Consider the following 17,956-nt stretch of genomic DNA (forward strand, 5'->3'; position numbering starts at 1 on the left):
CGTCAGCTTCCCGCCAGCGTCATGCCCTCGATCGCGATGGTCGGCGAAGCGACACCGTATTTGCGGTCGATGTCGTTTGCCAGCGTGAGACGCATGAACATGTCCTTGAGATTGGACGCGATCGTCACCTCGGAGACAGGATAAGCAAGCTTGCCGTTTTCGATCCAGAAACCGCTGGCGCCACGCGAATATTCGCCGGTGAGCATGTTGACGCCCTGGCCGATCAGTTCCGTCACGTAGAGCCCGGTGCCGACCGAGGCGATCAGCTCTTCCGGCGAGATATCGCCCGGCTCAAGCGCCAGATTGGTCGAGGCGGGAGTGACTGAATTGCCGCCGCGCACGCCACGACCATTGGTCGGCAGGCCGAGTTCGCGGCCCGTCGAGGTCGACAGGAACCAGTGTTTAAGCACGCCGTCCTCGATCATCGTCATCCGTTCGCCGGAAACGCCTTCGCCATCGAAGGGACGCGAGGATGAACCACGCACGATCAGCGGGTCGTCGGTGATGTTGAGACCGGCTTTCAACACCTGCTGGCCCATCCTGTCACGCAGGAAGCTCGTCTTGCGCGCCACGGATGAACCGTTGATGGCGCCGGCGATCGTGCCGACGAAACCACGCGCCATGCGCGGATCGAAAACCACGGTGACATTGCTTGCTGTGGGTACCTGGCGCGGATTGATGCGGACAACCGCACGTTCGCCGGCACGCCGGCCGATCAGGTCCGGCGCATCGAGATCGGCGTCATAAAGGCGGCTGTCGAAATCGTAGTCACGCTCCATCTTTGTGCCTTCACCTGCAATGGCGCTGACGGAACGGCCGAAACGGGTGGCCATGTAGCTGCCGGAAAAGCCGTGCGAGGTGACGAGAACCATGCCGCCCATGCCCGCAGAGGCGCCGGCACCGGAGGAGTTGGTCACGCCGTTGACGGCCAGGGCAGCGGCTTCGGCAGCAAGGGCTGCTTCGCGCAATGCATCGGTCGGCACATCGGTCGGGTCAAAAAGGTCGAGATCCGGATAGGATTTCGCCAGCCGGTCCGAATCCGCCATGCAGACGAAGGGGTCTTCGGGGGAGACCTTCGCCATGGCAACCGCGCGTTCGGCAAGCGTCTTCATGTCGAAGCCCGGATTGGCCGAGACGCTGGCAACCTTCTGGCCGACAAACACGCGCAGCGAGAAATCGTCGCTTTCGGACGATTCCGTCCCTTCCACCTTGCCGAGGCGCACCGATACGGAGCGCGAGCGCGAGCGGACCACGACGGCATCGGCCGCGTCGGCGCCTGCCGCCTTCGCCAGGTCGATTAGTTCAGAAGCACGGGATAAAAGCTGGGCGGAATCAATTTCAGAGCTCATATTTGCAAGCCTTTCGTTCCTGTCCCATTTATTGTGAGCGCTTCGAAGCATCAAGTGTGCCACACCTTTTCTTGACCGGGTTGTCGCATCCGCGACCGGCCCGACTGATCCATACCGCCTATTCGAAAGTTTCTGCATGACCGCACCGGGCTCGCTATTCACCGAAATGTTGCTTCTTCTGGCCGGAGCGGTCATCGCCGCACCAATCTTCAAGAGGCTGGGGCTTGGAACAGTTCTCGGTTATCTGGCCGTCGGCGTGATCATCGGTCCGGTGTTTCAGCGTATCACCGATACGGAAGAGGTTCTGCATGTTGCCGAATACGGCGTCGTCTTCCTGCTCTTCGTCATCGGGCTGGAGCTGAAACCATCGCGCCTGTGGCAGATGCGCGGCGACGTGTTTGGCCTCGGTCCGGTTCAGGTTCTTTTGACCGGGTTGGCACTTGCCGCACTTGCCTTCGAGACCGGCATGGCGACGTGGCAGGGAAGCCTGATCGTCGGTTTCGGCCTTGCGCTTTCCTCCACCGCCTTTGCATTGCAGCTGCTCAACGACGCCGGGGATATCAACAGCCGGTACGGGCAACGGTCCTTCTCGGTTCTTCTGTTCCAGGATCTGGCAATCGTGCCGCTTCTGGCGCTGATCACCGTGCTTGCGCCGGGAACGGAGGAACAGGCCGCGACGCCGCTTGTCGATTTCGCCATCGCGATTGCGGCCATCGGAGCCATGATCCTTGCCGGAAAATATCTTCTCAACCCGATGTTCCAGATTATCGCTCGCACTGGCGCGCGCGAGGTGATGATCGCGGCCGCCCTGCTCGTCGTGCTCGGATCGGCCGCGGCAATGCAGATGGTTGGCCTGTCGATGGCCATGGGAGCGTTTCTCGCCGGTGTGATGCTGGCGGAATCGTCCTATCGGCACGAGCTGGAGGCGGATATTGAACCGTTCCGCGGCCTGCTTCTGGCGCTGTTCTTCGTTGCGGTCGGGCTGTCACTCGAACTCGAAGTGATCGTCGATCACATCCTGTTCATCATCCCGGCCGTCATCGTGTTCATGGCGGTGAAGGCGTTTCTGGTCTACGGGCTCTGCCGGCTCTGGGGTTCGTCCCATAACGATGCGATCCAGATCGCTTTCCTGTTGCCGCAGGGAGGTGAGTTCGCCTTCGTTTTGTTCACCACGGCAACCGCTGCCGGGCTTCTGTCTTCCTCGACCGCCTCGCTGTTGATCGCCATCGTGACGCTTTCCATGGCACTTACCCCGCTCGGTTCGGCGCTTGCCAAACGCCTGATGCACGGTGAGGCGCGGGAGGAACTGGATGAGGATTTCGCAGGTGCGGGTGCCGACGTGCTGATGATCGGCTTTTCGCGTTTCGGCCAGATCGCCGCGCAAATCCTGCTTGCCGGCGGCAGTGCCGTGACCGTGATCGACGATTCCGCCGATCGTATCCGCCAGGCTGCCAATTTCGGTTTCCGCATCTATTTCGGCGACGGCACACGCCGCGACGTACTCGTCTCATCCGGGATCGAAAAGGCCAAGATCGTCGTTGTTGCGACGCAGAAGAAGGAAACGACCAACAGGATCGTGGAGCTTATCCAGTCCGATTTTCCCAATGTCCGTCTTTTCGCCCGCTCCTATGACCGCATTCATTCTCTCTGGCTGAGGGAAAAGGGCGTCGAATACGAATTGCGCGAAACGCTGGAATCCGGTCTTCTGTTCGGCGCCAAGACGCTGGAAGCTCTCGGCATGTCCGAAGCGCGCGCCGAGGAAATTCTCCAGGATATCCGCCGCCGCGACGAGGAGCGCCTGCAGATCCAGGCCGTCGAAGGCATTTCGGCAGGACGCGACAAGCTGTTCAACAGCCCCGTCAAGCCGGAACCGTTGATCAAGCCGAAACGCATCAGTGTTCAGGAAGACGCGGCCGATGAGGTGGAAGCGGGTCTGTCTCTGGGGAAATGGTGAGCCGGACGGCTTCAGCCCTTGGCCACGGATGCTTCCAGTGCATCCACTGCACGCTTCAATTCGTCCTTGACGTGGCTTGCCTCGTCCAGAATTTCCTGCGCTTTGAGGAAATCCAGCACGCGGAAACGGTTGACCTGCGGGCGCAGGAAGATGTGCGGCGGGTTCAGCTTCAGTTTCAGCGCGATCGAGGCCTGCATGGTCAGCTGGCTGGCGCCGAATAGCGCGTCGATGCGGGTCGGCGGATGGGTGCCGTCGCCTTCCGGTGCGCCGACGACATCGACGCCTATGACAACGTCGGCAAGGTCGAGCAGCTGTTCATAGGGAACCGGATTGAAGACGCCGCCGTCGATCATCACCCTTCCGTTGACCCATACCGGCATGAACAGGCCGGGAATGGCGGCCGATGCGGCAATCGCAGTTCTGAGATCCCCTTCTTCGAGGATCACCTCGGCCTGCCCGTAATAATCGGTGGCGGAGATTTTAAGCGGGATTTTCAGGTCGGAAAAATCCTCCGGGATATCAGGAGGAAGGAAGGCATCGAGGATGGGATCAAGGTTGAAATGGCCGAAGCGGAAGCCGCCCAGCTTGTCGCGCATTGAAGCCGGCCCGAGCGTCCAGAGGCGATTGAACAGCGAATTGCGGTTGCCCATCGTGCGCACCGTATAGTCGCGGATGTCGGCGCCTCGCATGCCGGACGCCATGCCGGCCCCCATGATGGCACCGATCGAAGATCCCGAAATCGCCACCGGTTTGATGCCGAGTTCATCGAGCGCCTCGATGATACAGATATGCGAGATACCTCTTGCTCCCCCGCCACCGAAGGCTACGGCATAACGCAGGCCCTCCCCGCTGTTTTCAGTATCCAGATCCGGCAGGGAGAGGCGTGTGTTCATGGCGAGGTTCAGCCTGGCTGATATCGATAAAATTCGATGCGGCTATCGCCGAACATCCGGCTTTCCAGCGGCTTGAAAACGGGATCGACGACGATCTCGGCATCAATCCGCTCTTCCAGCAGAACAAGAGCACCCGCGGCCAACCAGCCGCCGGCATGCGCCGCATGGAGTGCCTTTTCACCCAGGCCCTTGCCGTAAGGCGGATCGGCGAAGATCAGGTTGAACGGCTCGATATTGCCGATCGAACCGAGGCTGGTTGCGTCCCGACGGAGAATACGCGCCCGGCCATGCAGACCGAAACTATCGATATTCTCCCAGAGCAGACCCCTGCCCTCGACGCTGTTTTCAACGAACAAGGCCTGCTTGCAGCCGCGCGACAGAGCTTCCAGCCCCACCGCGCCGGTTCCGGCAAAAAGGTCGATCACCCGTGTGCCATCGAGCGCGTCCGGATAGACGTGCCCGAGGATATTGAACAGGCTTTCACGCGTCCGGTCGATGGTCGGCCGGATATCATTCGTCTTCGGCGTGGCCAGAGCGCGGCCGCGGAACTCACCCCCTACGATCCGCACAGCTTAGCCCCTCGGTGTCCGCGGCTTGCCGCCTGGGCGTCCACCGCCTGGGCCACCACGCGAACCACCACCTGGCTTACCGCTATTGGGTCTGCCGCCGGAAGGCTTGCCACCGAAGGACTTTCCGCCACCCGGCTTGCCACCGAAACCGGGCTTGCCACCCGAGGGCTTGCCGCCGAAGCCTGAAGGCTTGCCGCCAAAGGGCTTGTCACCTCTTGCGGGGCGATCACCGAAGGAGCGTTCGCCTCTATCGTCACGCGCCGGGCGGTCACCACGCGGCGGACGATCCGAGAAGGAACGTTCTCCCCTTGGCTTGTCGCCGAAGGAACGCTCGCCCCGCGGCTTGTCACCAAAGGAGCGTTCGCCACGCGGACGCTCGGAGCGCCCCTCGCCGCCGAACGACTTGGCACGTGCAGGACGGTCGCCATCCTCGCGCGGCTTGCGATCACCATAGGGCTTGTCGCCCCGATTACGATCACCGGATGGACGATCACCAAAGGAACGCTCGCCCCTAGGCTTGTCGCCGAACGAGCGCTCACCGCGTGGCTTGTCGCCAAAACCACGGTCGCCACGGTCCTCGCGGTCACCGCGCCTTGCACCTCGTTCCGGCTGGTCTTCACCACGGATCCAGTCGCTGTCATCCTTGACGCGGTTGATCTTTACGCGGAGATCATTCTCGGGTGCGGGCTTCTTGAACAGCTGCTCGGCCTGGGCGCGGGCCGAAACCTTGCGGCCACCTTCATCCGTCGTCGGACGCGCGCCGGGCGCCATCCAGACATTGGCCGTGCGGCTCGTGCCCATCGGCGGACGCTTCTTCGGCTTCTCGTCACCGAAATCGCGATCCGAAGACTTCGCCCCGAACTTACCAGAAGGCCTGTCGGAGAACTTGCGATCGTCGCGACGGCTGTCGGGACGCTTGGTGTCGAGGCGGCCAAGGGCACGCTCGCGACGGTCACCCCGGTCATCCGAGCGATCATTCGCCCAGCCGCGTTCGGGCTTGGCGGGACGCTCTACCTTTTCGGCACGCTGCGGCTGCTCGTCTTCCGAACTGCGCTCGTTATAAAGCGGGGCTTCGAAATTGGCCTTCGATTCATTGATCAGGCGCGGGCCGAGCTGGTCGCGCAGGGTGCGGCCGCGCACTTCCAGCACTTCGCCTTCCGGCAGATCGCCCAGCTGGAACGGACCGTAGGAAATGCGGATCAGGCGGTTGACCTCGAGACCGAGCGCGCCGAGCACGTTCTTGATTTCGCGGTTCTTGCCTTCGCGAAGGCCCATGGTGATCCAGACATTGTGGCCCTGGGCACGGTCGAGCGTCGCTTCGATAGAACCGTAGAGCACGCCGTCGACAGCAATGCCGTCCTTCAGCTTGTCGAGCGCTTCCTGATCGACCTCGCCATGGGCACGCACCCGGTAGCGGCGCAGCCAGCCGGTGGTCGGCAGTTCGAGCGTGCGCGACAGGCCGCCGTCATTGGTCAGAAGCAGCAGGCCTTCGGTGTTGATATCGAGGCGGCCGATGGAGAGAACCCGCGGAAGACCTTCCGGCAGATTGTCGAACACGGTCGGGCGGCCTTCCGGATCGGAATTTGTGGTCACCAGACCACCGGGCTTGTGGTAGAGCCACAGGCGCGTGCGCTCGATGCCGCGGATCGGCACGCCGTCCACTTCGATCTTGTCTTCCAGCGTCACGTTGACGACCGGCGTATCGAGCGGCTTGCCATTCAATGTGACGCGGCCCTCGAGGATCATCCGCTCAACATCGCGACGGGATGCGACACCGACACGGGCGAGGATTTTCGAAATACGCTCGGGCTTGCCGTCGGTCGGCGCGGATGCACCCTCGCCCACGAATTCCTCGCGCTTGGCCGAACGAACCGGCTTTCTGACGGCACCTTCCGCCTTGGCGCGCGGCTTTGCAGCCCCAGCGGGCTTGTCGCTGAATTTCGCTCCCGGCTTGCCTGAGGACTTGAAGCCCGGCTTGCCCCCCGACTTGGAAGCAGTGCTGCCTTCGGCTTTCGGCTTGATTTCGCGAACGAAGGTTTTCGCTTCGCCGCGCTTCGGCTTGTCTTTTGAATTCATATGTTGTTTGCCTGAAGCAGGATGTCGACGGAGTATCCCGGACATACTTGTTCGTGTTGACCAGATGGATGCACACCCTTAGGGCGCGCTTCGCGTTGCATGCTTCCTACCAGTTCATGCGATCCGGGTTAAGAGGAAATCGCTGAAATGCCTAAGAGCGACAGCTTCATGGATGCCGCACTGACAGAAGCCAGAAATGCCGCCGAACGCGGCGAGGTTCCAGTCGGTGCCGTCATCGTTATCGATGGCGAGATTATTGCCCGCTCAGGCAACCGCACCCGCGCCGAAAACGACATCACCGCCCATGCCGAAATTGCCGTGATCCGCGAGGCTGCAGCCAAGGTCGGAAGCGAGCGGCTTGGCGGAGCGGATCTTTATGTGACGCTGGAGCCATGTACCATGTGCGCCGGCGCCATATCCTTCGCCCGTATCCGCCGGCTTTATTACGGCGCCAACGATCCGAAGGGTGGCGCTGTGGAAAACGGCGTGCGGTTCTTCTCGCAACCCACCTGCCACCATGCGCCTGAAGTCTATTCCGGCATTGCCGAAGTGCCGGCGGCAGACCTGCTCACCGGCTTTTTCCGGTCCCGGCGGGACAGATAAGGCTTACAAAAAAGGCCCGGCCGAGCCGAGCCTCATTCGTTCTATCTTACTGGAAGGGCTTCCACCAGGCGGAGCCCTTTGTAGAAGCAGCCTCGGCTTCCTTCTTGCGGCGAGCTTCCTTCTTGGTCTCCGGCTCACCCAGATCCTGCAAGGTCTGCGCATCGGCGGTTCGGAATTCCGTCGGCGGATCGGAGAGCGAACGGCGGCCTCCGCTGATGCCCGGATCGTTTGCGTTGGCTTTCGCCTGACGGAAGGCTTCCCATTTCTGCGATTCCGTCAACTGCCCAGCCTGACCCTTGCCGGCCAGAAGCGGTGAACGGTAGTTCGGGTTGCCCTGGTTGTCGGTTGCTTCCTGACGAAGGCGCTCACGTGCCTCTTCCGGCGATTCGACCCAGTTCGGGTTGTTTTCGCGGTTGGCAAGCGATTGCTGCGGCGGCGGCAACGCTCCACCTTCCTGATGGCTGGCGACGACCAGCGCAGGACGTGGGTTGTAGCGGATCTTCGCCTTTTCCTTGGCGCGATCGCCACCGATATCGATGGCCGAAGTCACGTCATCGCCCAATTGTTCCATGGCAGTCTTGTCGGTGCCGTAGGTCGGGCTTCCCATGCAGCCGGAAAGCGTCACGGTCGCAACCAGAATACCGGCCGCACCAAGGGCCATACGCAAGGTTTTCGTCGTTTCCATCAAACCCCTACCACGGACGCCCGCCTCGACGCCTCATAGACTATTGCCATCGACCTGACGGATAAATCCGGCCAATTTCAGGCAGGAATACCGGATGAAGCGCTCAAGCGCAATCATCCGGCACGGTTCATGACATTACAACTTGCCAAGCTTGGCAAGTTCGGTCAGTGCCGCAGCATCGCGAGCCGAGACATCCGGCCATGCCGGATCGGAGCCGACATCGGTCGTCACACGCCACGAACGGGCGCATTTCGTGCCCTCGGCCAGCTTCGGATCGACCGCGACACCTGCGACTTCAGTCAGACGGAAAGCCGTTTCCGGACCTTCACCTGCCGTGATCTTGATCGCGGAAGTGATGCAGGTTTCCTCGAATTCGAGGCCTTCCAGCGCCTTCAACAATTCGGCATCGGCAACATAGACAACCGGGGCCGCTTCCAGCGACGAGCCGATACGCTTGTCCTTGCGCTCGATTTCGAGGGCGCCGGTGACGACGGAGCGAACCTTGCGGATCTTCGCCCACTTTTCGGCAACGGCATCGTTCTTCCACTCGGCCGGCACATCCGGGAACTGTTCGAGATGGACAGAAACCGCATCGGCTTTAAGCGACAGCCAAGCCTCTTCCGTCGTGAAGGGCAGCATCGGGGCAAGCCAGGTAACGGTGGCCTCGAAGATCTTGCGGATGACGGCGAGCGAGGCGCGGCGGCGAAGCGAAGACGGCGCGTCGCAATAAAGCGCGTCCTTGCGGATATCGAAATAGAAGGCGGAGAGTTCGATATTGGCGAAATCGATCAGCGCGCGCGTGATCTTCTTGAATTCGAACGCGTCATAACCTTCGCGCACGAGCTTATCCAGCTCGTACAAGCGATGCAGCATCAGCTTTTCGAGTTCGGGCAGTTCAGCGTAGGCAATCTCTTCGCCTTCGTCATGCGCCAGCGTGCCGAGCATCCAGCGGATGGTGTTGCGCAGCTTGCGATAGGCATCGACGTTCGTCTGGATGATCGTCTTGCCGAGGCGCTGGTCTTCCCAATAGTCGGTGGTCATGACCCAGAGACGCAGGATATCGGCGCCGGCATCCTTCATCACGTCCTGCGGAGACACGACGTTGCCGAGCGACTTTGACATCTTCTGGCCCTTTTCATCCATGGTGAAGCCATGGGTGACGACCGTGTCATAGGGCGCGCGGCCGCGGGTGGCAGCCGATTCCAGAAGCGAGGAATGGAACCAGCCGCGATGCTGGTCGGAACCTTCCAGATAGACGTCGGCCGGCCATTTCAGGTCCGGGCGATCTTCGAGCGTGAAGGTGTGCGTCGAGCCACTGTCAAACCAGACATCGAGGATGTCCATGACCTGCGTCCACTTGGCATGGTCATGGCCGTTGCCGAGGAAACGATCCTTGGCGCCTTCGGCGAACCAAGCATCCGCACCTTCGGCATCGAAGGCTTCCAAGATGCGCTTGTTGACCTCTTCGTCCTGCAGGACATTGCCTTCTTCATCGGCAAAGACGCAGATCGGGACGCCCCAGGCGCGCTGACGCGACAGAACCCAGTCCGGGCGCTGTTCGATCATGGCGCGCAGGCGGTTCTGGCCGCCGGCGGGGACGAAACGGGTGTCGTCGATCGCCGAAAGCGCGCGGGTGCGCAGCGTCGTGCCGTCCTTGAGGTCCTTGTCCATATAGACGAACCACTGCGGCGTGTTACGGAAGATGATCGGCTTCTTGGAGCGCCAGGAATGCGGATAGGAGTGCTTCAGGCGGCCACGGGCGAAGAGTGCGTTACGCTCGATCAGCGACTTGATGACGCGATCATTGGCATCGCCCTTCTTGCCGTTGTCGTCCATGACGCGGCCACCCTCGAAACCGGGGGCATCGGCGGTGTAGGTGCCACTGTCGTCGACCGGGAACGGGATACGGGTGTCGATGCCGCGGGCTTCCAGTTCCTTGACGCCCGACATCCAGGCCTCGAAGTCTTCGCGGCCGTGAGACGGAGCGGTGTGGACGAAACCGGTACCGGCATCGTCGGTGACGTGATCACCGGCGAGAAGCGGAACGGTAAATTCGTAACCGCCACCGAGGCCCTTCAACGGATGGGCAAGCGTCAGGGCAGCCATCTCTTCGGCAGAGACGCCACGCAGCTTCTTGAAGGTGAGCTTCGCTTTCGCGGCAGACTCTTCGGCCAACGCATCGGCAAAGATCAGCTTTTCACCCGGCTGCGGACCGAAATCATTGACGGCTTCGGTCACTTCGTAAAGGCCGTAAGCAACCTTAGGCGAATAGGCGACGGCGCGGTTGCCCGGGATGGTCCACGGAGTGGTGGTCCAGATGACGACATGGGCATCGGCCAGTTCGGCCGCGCCAACCACCGGGAACTTCACCCAGATCGTGTCGCTCTCGTAGTCGTGGTATTCGACCTCGGCCTCAGCCAGCGCCGTGCGCTCGACGACCGACCACATGATCGGCTTCGAACCACGATAGAGCTGGCCGCTCATGGCGATCTTCAACAGTTCGCCGGCGATGCGGCTTTCCGCGTGAAAGTTCATGGTCAGATAGGGATTGTCGAAATCGCCGACGATGCCGAGGCGCTTGAATTCGTCGCCCTGGATCTTGATCCATTTTTCGGCATAGGCGCGGCATTCCTTGCGGAATTCGATCATCGCGTCCGGCTGTTTCAGGTCCGGCTTGGCCTTGCCCTTGGCGCGGTAGTTTTCTTCCTCGATTTTCCACTCGATCGGCAGGCCGTGGCAATCCCAGCCCGGAACGTAGTTACTGTCATAACCGCGCATCTGGAACGAGCGGGTGATGACGTCCTTCAGGATCTTGTTGAGCGCATGGCCGATATGGATGTTGCCGTTGGCATAGGGAGGGCCATCATGCAGCACGAATTTTTCGCGGCCGGCGGCGGAAGCGCGGAGCTTCTTGTAGAGGTCCATCTGCTGCCAGCGGGCAACCGTTTCAGGCTCCTTCTGCGGCAGGCCGGCGCGCATCGGGAATTCCGTTTCCGGCAGGTAAAGGGTCTTCGAGTAATCGAGCTTTTCGGCTGTATCGGTCATTTTGAGCAATCGTCTCTTTGCGCCACGTCAGGGCGCGATGCGGATGAGAATTCGGTGGCGGAGGCGCTGTTCAAACGCCAAAATCCCGGACCTTCCCGCAGCTTGATCAAGCAGCGCGGAAAGCCGGGCCGATAATTCGTATGATCATCTTCGCAATGATCTGGGCCGACCGGAAAATTGTCATGGACGCGGTTATTAAGGCGTTTTGGGGCGGAAAGGAAGGGGGAAATCAGATAGGCGAGACGACATGATTGCCTGACCGCCGCGAGGTCGTATATTCTTCTTGCGACTATACCAAAACAGGTTTGGGCCTTGGTTATGAAAAGAACGTTTTTCGTAAAAGCCGTTTGGGATGCCGAGGCCAAGGTCTTTTATTCTGAAAGCGATATCGATGGCCTCCATATCGAAGCCGCAACCCTGGACGCTTTCGAGGAAGTCCTCTTTGACGCAGCCATAGACCTGATCGTCGCCAACCACATGTCGGCATCGGATCTCGCTGACACGCCGATCAGGGATCTCATTCCTGCAATCCTTTGGGAAAGACCCGCAAACATACCGGCTGCCGCCTGATGGTCGACGGTTTCTATAAGACCGTCCGCACCATTATTTCAGAACTCGGCTATGAATATCTGACCAACGCGAAAGGCTTGCACGAGAAATGGCGATCGCGTGAAACGGGAAAGATCATATTGCTTCCGCGTCATCTTTTGAGCCGACACACTGCCAATGCAATCCTGAAAGATGCAGGCTCGGAAAAGCGGCTCTAGGGAGACCGCTCTCGGCTTAGTTCTTCGGATTGGCCGCCATCACACCGCGCAGCGCGTCATTGATGCGATCCTGCCAGCCGGGGCCGTCTTCCTGAAAATATTCGATCACCGCGCTGTCGAGCTTGATCGAGACAAGCTCCTTCACTTCCGGCACGGCGCACTTTTCGACAGGGGCTGCGGCAGTTTTCTTGGCCGGCTTGAACAGGGCTTCGGCGGCATCCATCGGGTTGGCCGGTCGGCGCGGAGTGCTTGCCATGGTCTTATCCTTCGTTTTCTGCGTTGAAGGCGAATGCAATCTTCGCATCCAGTTCACTGATCGGCTGAACGCCGGTAAGCAACGCTCTTGCCTCTTCCTCGTCGCGCTTGATCTGCGCGACCAGCGGGTCGAGACCGTCGAATTTCAGCTCGTCGCGCAGATGGCCGAAAAAGGAAACGGCGCAGACTTCGCCATAGAGCGAACCGGAAAAATCGAAGAGATAGGTTTCCAGCAACGGAGCGCCGTTATCGGTCACCGTCGGGCGGCGGCCGTAGCTTGCGACCCCATCATAGAGCATGCCGTCGGGGCGGCGGAAACGAACGGCATAGATGCCGGGCTTCAACTCTGCCTCTGGCGCCAGCCGCATGTTGGCGGTCGGGAAGCCGAGCTGGCGGCCTAGCTTTTCGCCGTCGATCACTTCCGCCTCGACCGTATAGCGATAACCGAGCAGGCCGGCGGCCTGAGCGACATCTCCCTCGCCCAGCAATTCGCGGATACGGCTAGATGAGATCACCTCGGCATTTTCATCGCGGAAGGCATCGACCAGCGATACCGTGAACCCATGGCGCTCACCGGCGGCCATGAGGAAGGCCGGTCCACCCTCGCGGCCCTTGCCGAAATGGAAATCGAAACCGGTGACGACGGCACTCGCGCCCAGCCAGTCGACCAGAATGGACTGGATGAACTCTTCAGCGGAACGTCCGGCAAAATCGCGATCGAACGGATATTCGATCACCGAATGGAACCCCATCGCCTCCAAGAGCCGCGCCTTCACCGGCGCCGGCGTGATGCGGAAAACCGGCTGGTCCGGCTTGAAGACGGTGCGCGGATGTGGCTCGAAGGTCAGAACCAGAGCCGGCACGCCGCGCTCTTCCGCCAGTTTCAGCGCACGTTCGAGCACGCTGCGGTGGCCGCGATGCACACCGTCGAAATTGCCGATCGCGACCACTCCGCCCTTGAGCACCTCGGGCAGCGGGTCCTTCTTTTCGTTGCGATGGAATACGGTCATGTGGCAGGTCCGGATCAGTCTATTCTCGTTTGCAAGACCGGTCAGGCCAGTCTGGGCATCCAGAATTTCGGCGCGGCGTTTTCGCTTTTCAGCCAGGCCTGAAGGATGGCCTCGTCCGTCTCGCCGTTGACGGTATATTCCGCAACATGGATACCAGCGCTGATATAAAGCAGGTCGAGGCCTTGCGAAAGCGCGCCGCGCACATCGGTCGGCATGCCGTCACCGATAGCGAGTACTTTCGACTTGTCGAATTCGCCGCGTGCTTCGCGGGCAGCAGCCAGCGACGCTTCATAGATCGGGAAATGCGGCTTGCCGGCGATGCGGGTCTTGCCGCCCAGTTGTTCGTAATAAGCGGCAACGGCACCGGCGCATGGAATGATCTTGTGGCCGCGCTCGACGACGAGATCCGGGTTGGCACAGATGAATGGCACATCGCGCGCGACCCACGCCTTCAGCATGTCGGTATAATCTTCCGGCACTTCCTTTTCGTCATCGAAGAAGCCGGTGCAGACGATAGCTTCCGCCTCGTCGGCCGAAACGACCTCGACATCCAGCCCGTCGAACAGCGGCATGTCGCGTTCGGGGCCGAGCAGGAATACCTTTTTCGGGCCTTCGGCGATCAGGTGACGGGTCACGTCGCCGGAGGTGACGATGCGGTCATAGGTGTCGTCGGATACGCCGAGCACTTTCAACTGCTCGATGACGCCAGGGGCGGGGCGTGGGGAGTTGGTGATCAGCACGACGGTCGCGCCGGCCTTTCGGGCTGCGGCAAGCGCCTGACAGGAATGCTGGAAGGCAGCAACGCCGTTATGCACAACGCCCCAGACATCGGACAGAACCACATCGTAGCCGCCAATGACTTCACTCAAGTTCTGGATGCGCTTTGCCATGCCTGTCGATCACCTTCTGCCACGTCCGGCCTTACATATCTGGCGCTGATGTCGCAAAGCGTGGGCTGGATGGCAAGGAGATTTGCGTGCAGTGCGGGATATTTCATGCGGCCGTTACATGAGCGCCAGAAGGCGGACGAGCAGCCCGGCCGCGGCGCAGATGCCGAGAACCGGCACCATCCCGAGCTTCAGCCGGAACAGCAAAACGGCCGAGAGCACGAACAGAACTGCTGCCACCGGATCAAGGCTTGTCCAGACCGGCAGTGCCAGCTCAAGCCCGAGCGACGGCACGAGTTCAACCTTACCTACCTGGCGAAACAGGACATGCAGGCCGAACCAGATGGCGAGGTTGAGGATGACGCCGACAACGGCGGCAGTGATCGCCGAGAGCGCGCCGGACAGGATGCGATTGCCGCGCAGGCGCTCGATATAAGGTGCACCGGCAAAAATGAAGATAAAGCTCGGAACGAAGGTCGCCCAGGCGACCAGCAATGCGCCGAGAACGCCTCCGACAACCCCGGAAGCCTCGCGAAAACCGGTGAGGAAACCGACGAAGGAAAGAACGAGAACGAGCGGCCCCGGCGTGGTTTCGGCCAAAGCCAGCCCATCCAGCATTTCGCCGGGCTGCAGCCAGCCATATTGCTCGACGCCGACCTGCGCCACATAGGCAAGAACCGCATAGGCACCGCCGAAGGTGACCAGCGCCATTTTCGAGAAGAAGGAGAAAAGGCTTGTCAGGCCATCCGGCGCGGAAAAGACCCAGAGGATCAGAAGCGGCAATTGCCAGACGATGATCCAGCCGATCAGGCTGATGATCGCCCTGCCCGGCGATGGTGGCGCGGCAAGATCGGTGAGGCCTGTTGGTGCCGTGGAAACACCCGTTCGCCGGGCATTGAGAAAACCGGCAAAGGCTGCAGCGAGAACCACGATCGGGAACGGCACGCCGAAGAGGAACAGCGCCACGAAGGCCGTGGCGGCCACGAGACAGAGAAACCCGCTCTTCAGCGTCTTCTTCGAGAGCCGGATGACCGCCTCGACGACGATGGCAAGAACTGCGGCCTTGAGGCCAAAGAACAGGCCGGCCAGCCATGTGGTTTCCTGCCAGAGGGCGTAAGCCGCGGACAGGATGGTGATGACAACGAGGCCGGGCAGAATGAAAAGCAGCCCGGAAATGATGCCGCCGCGAGTGCCATGGGTCAGCCAGCCGATATAGGTAGCGAGCTGCTGCGCCTCCGGACCGGGAAGCAGCATGCAGTAGTTCAGGGCATGCAGGAACCGCTCCTCCGAGAGCCAGCGTTTTTCCTCCACGACAGCGCGGTGCATCATGGCGATCTGCGCCGCCGGGCCACCGAAGCTCAGGCAGCCGATGCGGGCGAAGACGGAAGTTAGTTCGGCAAGCGAGGGCTTCGCCTCATCCGTTTTTCCCACACCGTCAATCGCCGCCATATACCCTCCCCGAAACCGACATCCTCAAACGGAATGCGTCTCAGTAAAAATGTCATGTTAAAGCTATATGACAATCTTGATTGGCTGGCTTCATTGACTGGCTTCATCGGCTGGCTGCCATGCTGAGGTCAAACTCTGCTGACAGAAGCCGTCTCGCCAGAGCATGAGAGTGATGGCCGTTGGCTGTTAATCCTGTTTTGCTTGATGCTGCAGGGCGGCAACTAAAATTTCGAGCCCGTTCTTGACTCGCCCGATGGCCACCCTTATCTCGGCTCCGTTAGCACTCTGACAAGAGGAGTGCTAAACGAGATCCGCGGGTCTTATTCCTGAGACCTGTCCATGTCATTTGATCGAGGGATTAGACAATGGCAAGCACAACTTTCCGCCCCCTGCACGATCGCGTTGTCGTAAAGCGCGTCGAGTCTGAAGAAAAGACCAAGGGCGGCATCATCATTCCGGACACCGCCAAGGAAAAGCCGGCTGAAGGCGAAATCATCGCAGTCGGTTCTGGCGCACGCGACGACAAGGGCGCACTCGTTGCTCTCGACGTCAAGGTCGGCGACCGCGTCCTGTTCGGCAAGTGGTCCGGCACGGAAGTCAAGCTTAACGGCGAAGACCTTCTGATCATGAAGGAATCCGACATCATGGGCGTTATCGGCTGATTGCCGGTTACGCCTTTTTCGTAATTCGCTGAAACCTCTATTCAGGAGCTCTCAAAATGGCAGCTAAAGAAGTAAAATTCGGCCGCTCTGCGCGCGAAAAGATGCTGCGCGGCGTCGACATCCTCGCTGACGCAGTGCAGGTAACCCTCGGCCCGAAGGGTCGTAACGTCGTTATCGACAAGTCCTTCGGCGCTCCGCGCATCACCAAGGACGGTGTATCGGTCGCCAAGGAAATCGAACTCGAAGACAAGTTCGAAAACATGGGCGCCCAGATGGTCCGCGAAGTTGCTTCGAAGACCAACGACATCGCCGGCGACGGCACCACGACTGCAACCGTTCTTGCCCGCGCGATCGTTCGCGAAGGCGCCAAGGCTGTTGCTGCCGGCATGAACCCGATGGACCTGAAGCGCGGTATCGATCTGGCCGTTCTCGAAGTCGTCAAGGACCTGCAGGCCAAGGCAAAGAAGATCTCCACATCGGCTGAAGTTGCCCAGGTCGGCACGATCTCCGCAAACGGCGACACGCAGGTCGGTAACGACATTGCTGAAGCCATGCAGAAGGTTGGCAACGAAGGCGTCATCACCGTCGAAGAAGCCAAGACCGCTGAAACCGAACTCGAAGTCGTCGAAGGCATGCAGTTCGACCGCGGCTACCTGTCGCCTTACTTCGTGACCAACCCGGAAAAGATGATCGCGGACCTCGAAGACGCATTCATCCTCCTGCACGAAAAGAAGCTCTCGAACCTCCAGGCCATGCTGCCGGTTCTCGAAGCTGTCGTTCAGACCGGCAAGCCGCTCGTCATCATCGCTGAAGACGTCGAAGGCGAAGCTCTTGCAACTCTGGTCGTCAACAAGCTGCGTGGCGGCCTGAAGATCGCTGCCGTCAAGGCTCCGGGCTTCGGCGATCGCCGTAAGGCCATGCTGGAAGACATCGCCATCCTCACGGGCGGCACCGTCATTTCCGAAGACCTCGGCATCAAGCTCGAAAACGTCACCCTCGACATGCTCGGCCGTTCCAAGAAGGTTTCGATCTCCAAGGAAAACACGACGATCGTCGACGGCGCTGGCCAGAAGGCTGACATCGAAGGCCGCGTAGCCCAGATCAAGGCGCAGATCGAAGAAACCACTTCGGACTACGACCGCGAAAAGCTGCAGGAACGTCTTGCCAAGCTCGCTGGCGGCGTTGCCGTCATCCGCGTTGGCGGCTCGACCGAAATCGAAGTCAAGGAACGCAAGGACCGCATCGACGACGCTCTGAACGCAACGCGCGCTGCTGTTCAGGAAGGCATCGTACCGGGCGGCGGCGTAGCCCTGCTCCGTTCTGCTTCCAAGATCACCGTCAAGGGCGCAAACGACGACCAGGAAGCTGGTGTCAACATCGTTCGCCGCGCTCTGCAGGCTCTGGTTCGCCAGATCTCTGAAAACGCTGGTGACGAAGCTTCGATCGTGGTGGGCAAGATCCTCGAGAAGAACGAAGACAACTACGGCTACAACGCCCAGACGTCTGAATATGGCGACATGATCGCCATGGGCATCGTCGACCCGGTCAAGGTTGTTCGTACGGCTCTGCAGAACGCAGCTTCGGTTGCTTCGCTGCTGATCACCACCGAAGCCATGATCGCCGAGCTGCCGAAGAAGGACGCTCCGGCCGGCATGCCTGGCGGCATGGGCGGAATGGGCGGCATGGACATGATGTGAGACCGTTAAGGTCTTACATCTGAGCCATCCGGTTCAGGTTACGGAAAGGGCGGTC

General features: G+C 60.5%; 16 protein-coding genes. 6 read left to right on the forward strand and 10 right to left on the reverse strand.

The window, feature by feature from the left end; all coding sequences use genetic code 11:
• Positions 1–2 precede the first annotated feature (2 nt).
• Positions 3–1,349 carry a TldD/PmbA family protein gene (locus HNQ72_RS11945; RefSeq protein WP_183992460.1) on the reverse strand — a complete coding sequence of 449 codons (1,347 nt, stop codon included), beginning with the start codon at positions 1,347–1,349 and terminating at the stop codon, positions 3–5.
• A 136-nt stretch (positions 1,350–1,485) separates the two neighbouring features.
• Between HNQ72_RS11945 and HNQ72_RS11950 the strand changes: the two genes are divergently transcribed.
• Positions 1,486–3,303: a monovalent cation:proton antiporter-2 (CPA2) family protein gene (locus HNQ72_RS11950; protein WP_183992461.1), complete on the forward strand. Its 1,818-nt coding sequence runs from the start codon at positions 1,486–1,488 to the stop codon at positions 3,301–3,303.
• Positions 3,304–3,314: 11 nt separating this feature from the next.
• Here HNQ72_RS11950 and HNQ72_RS11955 read toward each other — a convergent pair whose 3' ends face one another.
• The 3 genes from HNQ72_RS11955 to HNQ72_RS11965 are packed head-to-tail and all read right to left on the reverse strand — an operon-like array spanning position 3,315 to position 6,841.
• Entirely contained in the window at positions 3,315–4,196 is an 882-nt protein-coding gene (locus tag HNQ72_RS11955; RefSeq protein WP_183992462.1) for a patatin-like phospholipase family protein, read from the reverse strand.
• An 8-nt stretch (positions 4,197–4,204) separates the two neighbouring features.
• Positions 4,205–4,765 (reverse strand): 16S rRNA (guanine(966)-N(2))-methyltransferase RsmD, encoded by a 561-nt coding sequence (gene rsmD / locus HNQ72_RS11960; protein ID WP_148142910.1) that lies wholly within the window; start codon positions 4,763–4,765, stop codon positions 4,205–4,207.
• A 3-nt stretch (positions 4,766–4,768) separates the two neighbouring features.
• Positions 4,769–6,841, reverse strand: a complete 2,073-nt coding sequence (locus HNQ72_RS11965; RefSeq protein WP_183992463.1) for a pseudouridine synthase — start codon at positions 6,839–6,841, stop codon at positions 4,769–4,771.
• A gap of 147 nt (positions 6,842–6,988) precedes the next feature.
• On the opposite strand from HNQ72_RS11965, the gene HNQ72_RS11970 reads away from it, so the two are divergent.
• A complete protein-coding gene (locus HNQ72_RS11970) occupies positions 6,989–7,444 on the forward strand; it encodes a nucleoside deaminase (protein WP_183992464.1) in 456 nt (151 codons plus the stop codon).
• A gap of 46 nt (positions 7,445–7,490) precedes the next feature.
• Here the strand turns inward: HNQ72_RS11970 and HNQ72_RS11975 are convergent, their stop codons facing one another.
• Both HNQ72_RS11975 and ileS read right to left on the reverse strand, forming a co-directional pair.
• Positions 7,491–8,129 carry a hypothetical protein gene (locus tag HNQ72_RS11975; RefSeq protein ID WP_183992465.1) on the reverse strand — a complete coding sequence of 213 codons (639 nt, stop codon included), beginning with the start codon at positions 8,127–8,129 and terminating at the stop codon, positions 7,491–7,493.
• Positions 8,130–8,264: 135 nt separating this feature from the next.
• On the reverse strand, positions 8,265–11,174 hold the full coding sequence (gene ileS, locus HNQ72_RS11980) for an isoleucine--tRNA ligase (RefSeq protein ID WP_183992466.1): 2,910 nt from the start codon (positions 11,172–11,174) through the stop codon (positions 8,265–8,267).
• Positions 11,175–11,492: 318 nt separating this feature from the next.
• On the opposite strand from ileS, the gene HNQ72_RS11985 reads away from it, so the two are divergent.
• Positions 11,493–11,744 (forward strand): DUF1902 domain-containing protein, encoded by a 252-nt coding sequence (locus HNQ72_RS11985; RefSeq protein WP_183992467.1) that lies wholly within the window; start codon positions 11,493–11,495, stop codon positions 11,742–11,744.
• Positions 11,744–11,941: a type II toxin-antitoxin system HicA family toxin gene (locus HNQ72_RS11990; protein WP_183992468.1), complete on the forward strand. Its 198-nt coding sequence runs from the start codon at positions 11,744–11,746 to the stop codon at positions 11,939–11,941. Before HNQ72_RS11985 ends, HNQ72_RS11990 begins: the two co-directional genes overlap by 1 nt.
• Positions 11,942–11,957: 16 nt before the next feature.
• Here the strand turns inward: HNQ72_RS11990 and HNQ72_RS11995 are convergent, their stop codons facing one another.
• From HNQ72_RS11995 to chrA, 4 genes are all read right to left on the reverse strand, one after another.
• Positions 11,958–12,197, reverse strand: coding sequence for a BrnA antitoxin family protein (locus HNQ72_RS11995; protein WP_183992469.1), 240 nt, complete (start codon positions 12,195–12,197; stop codon positions 11,958–11,960).
• Positions 12,198–12,201: 4 nt separating this feature from the next.
• On the reverse strand, positions 12,202–13,206 hold the full coding sequence (locus tag HNQ72_RS12000) for a bifunctional riboflavin kinase/FAD synthetase (RefSeq protein WP_183992470.1): 1,005 nt from the start codon (positions 13,204–13,206) through the stop codon (positions 12,202–12,204).
• Between the two features lie 41 nt (positions 13,207–13,247).
• Positions 13,248–14,096, reverse strand: a complete 849-nt coding sequence (locus tag HNQ72_RS12005; RefSeq protein WP_183992471.1) for a TIGR01459 family HAD-type hydrolase — start codon at positions 14,094–14,096, stop codon at positions 13,248–13,250.
• Between the two features lie 114 nt (positions 14,097–14,210).
• Complete coding sequence (gene chrA, locus HNQ72_RS12010; RefSeq protein WP_183992472.1) at positions 14,211–15,542, reverse strand: chromate efflux transporter; 1,332 nt, start codon at positions 15,540–15,542, stop codon at positions 14,211–14,213.
• A 365-nt stretch (positions 15,543–15,907) separates the two neighbouring features.
• On the opposite strand from chrA, the gene groES reads away from it, so the two are divergent.
• The gene (gene groES, locus HNQ72_RS12015; protein ID WP_092997992.1) at positions 15,908–16,204 is read left to right on the forward strand and encodes a co-chaperone GroES; all 297 of its coding nucleotides are present in this window, start codon (positions 15,908–15,910) and stop codon (positions 16,202–16,204) included.
• Between the two features lie 56 nt (positions 16,205–16,260).
• Complete coding sequence (gene groL / locus HNQ72_RS12020; RefSeq protein ID WP_183992473.1) at positions 16,261–17,901, forward strand: chaperonin GroEL; 1,641 nt, start codon at positions 16,261–16,263, stop codon at positions 17,899–17,901.
• Positions 17,902–17,956: the final 55 nt, after the last annotated feature.

It is taken from the genome of Aliirhizobium wenxiniae (assembly GCF_014201355.1).
Lineage (GTDB): Bacteria > Pseudomonadota > Alphaproteobacteria > Rhizobiales > Rhizobiaceae > Neorhizobium > Neorhizobium wenxiniae.

What these genes read in the sequence shown, in the direction of transcription:
- HNQ72_RS11945 (WP_183992460.1), bottom strand. Translation starts at nt 1,349, where the DNA reads ATGAGCTCTGAAATTGATTCCGCCCAGCTTTTATCCCGTGCTTCTGAA.
- HNQ72_RS11950 (WP_183992461.1), top strand. Translation starts at nt 1,486, where the DNA reads ATGACCGCACCGGGCTCGCTATTCACCGAAATGTTGCTTCTTCTGGCC.
- HNQ72_RS11955 (WP_183992462.1), bottom strand. Translation starts at nt 4,196, where the DNA reads ATGAACACACGCCTCTCCCTGCCGGATCTGGATACTGAAAACAGCGGG.
- HNQ72_RS11965 (WP_183992463.1), bottom strand. Translation starts at nt 6,841, where the DNA reads ATGAATTCAAAAGACAAGCCGAAGCGCGGCGAAGCGAAAACCTTCGTT.
- HNQ72_RS11970 (WP_183992464.1), top strand. Translation starts at nt 6,989, where the DNA reads ATGCCTAAGAGCGACAGCTTCATGGATGCCGCACTGACAGAAGCCAGA.
- HNQ72_RS11975 (WP_183992465.1), bottom strand. Translation starts at nt 8,129, where the DNA reads ATGGAAACGACGAAAACCTTGCGTATGGCCCTTGGTGCGGCCGGTATT.
- ileS (WP_183992466.1), bottom strand. Translation starts at nt 11,174, where the DNA reads ATGACCGATACAGCCGAAAAGCTCGATTACTCGAAGACCCTTTACCTG.
- HNQ72_RS11985 (WP_183992467.1), top strand. Translation starts at nt 11,493, where the DNA reads ATGAAAAGAACGTTTTTCGTAAAAGCCGTTTGGGATGCCGAGGCCAAG.
- HNQ72_RS11990 (WP_183992468.1), top strand. Translation starts at nt 11,744, where the DNA reads ATGGTCGACGGTTTCTATAAGACCGTCCGCACCATTATTTCAGAACTC.
- HNQ72_RS11995 (WP_183992469.1), bottom strand. Translation starts at nt 12,197, where the DNA reads ATGGCAAGCACTCCGCGCCGACCGGCCAACCCGATGGATGCCGCCGAA.
- HNQ72_RS12000 (WP_183992470.1), bottom strand. Translation starts at nt 13,206, where the DNA reads ATGACCGTATTCCATCGCAACGAAAAGAAGGACCCGCTGCCCGAGGTG.
- HNQ72_RS12005 (WP_183992471.1), bottom strand. Translation starts at nt 14,096, where the DNA reads ATGGCAAAGCGCATCCAGAACTTGAGTGAAGTCATTGGCGGCTACGAT.
- chrA (WP_183992472.1), bottom strand. Translation starts at nt 15,542, where the DNA reads ATGGCGGCGATTGACGGTGTGGGAAAAACGGATGAGGCGAAGCCCTCG.
- groES (WP_092997992.1), top strand. Translation starts at nt 15,908, where the DNA reads ATGGCAAGCACAACTTTCCGCCCCCTGCACGATCGCGTTGTCGTAAAG.
- groL (WP_183992473.1), top strand. Translation starts at nt 16,261, where the DNA reads ATGGCAGCTAAAGAAGTAAAATTCGGCCGCTCTGCGCGCGAAAAGATG.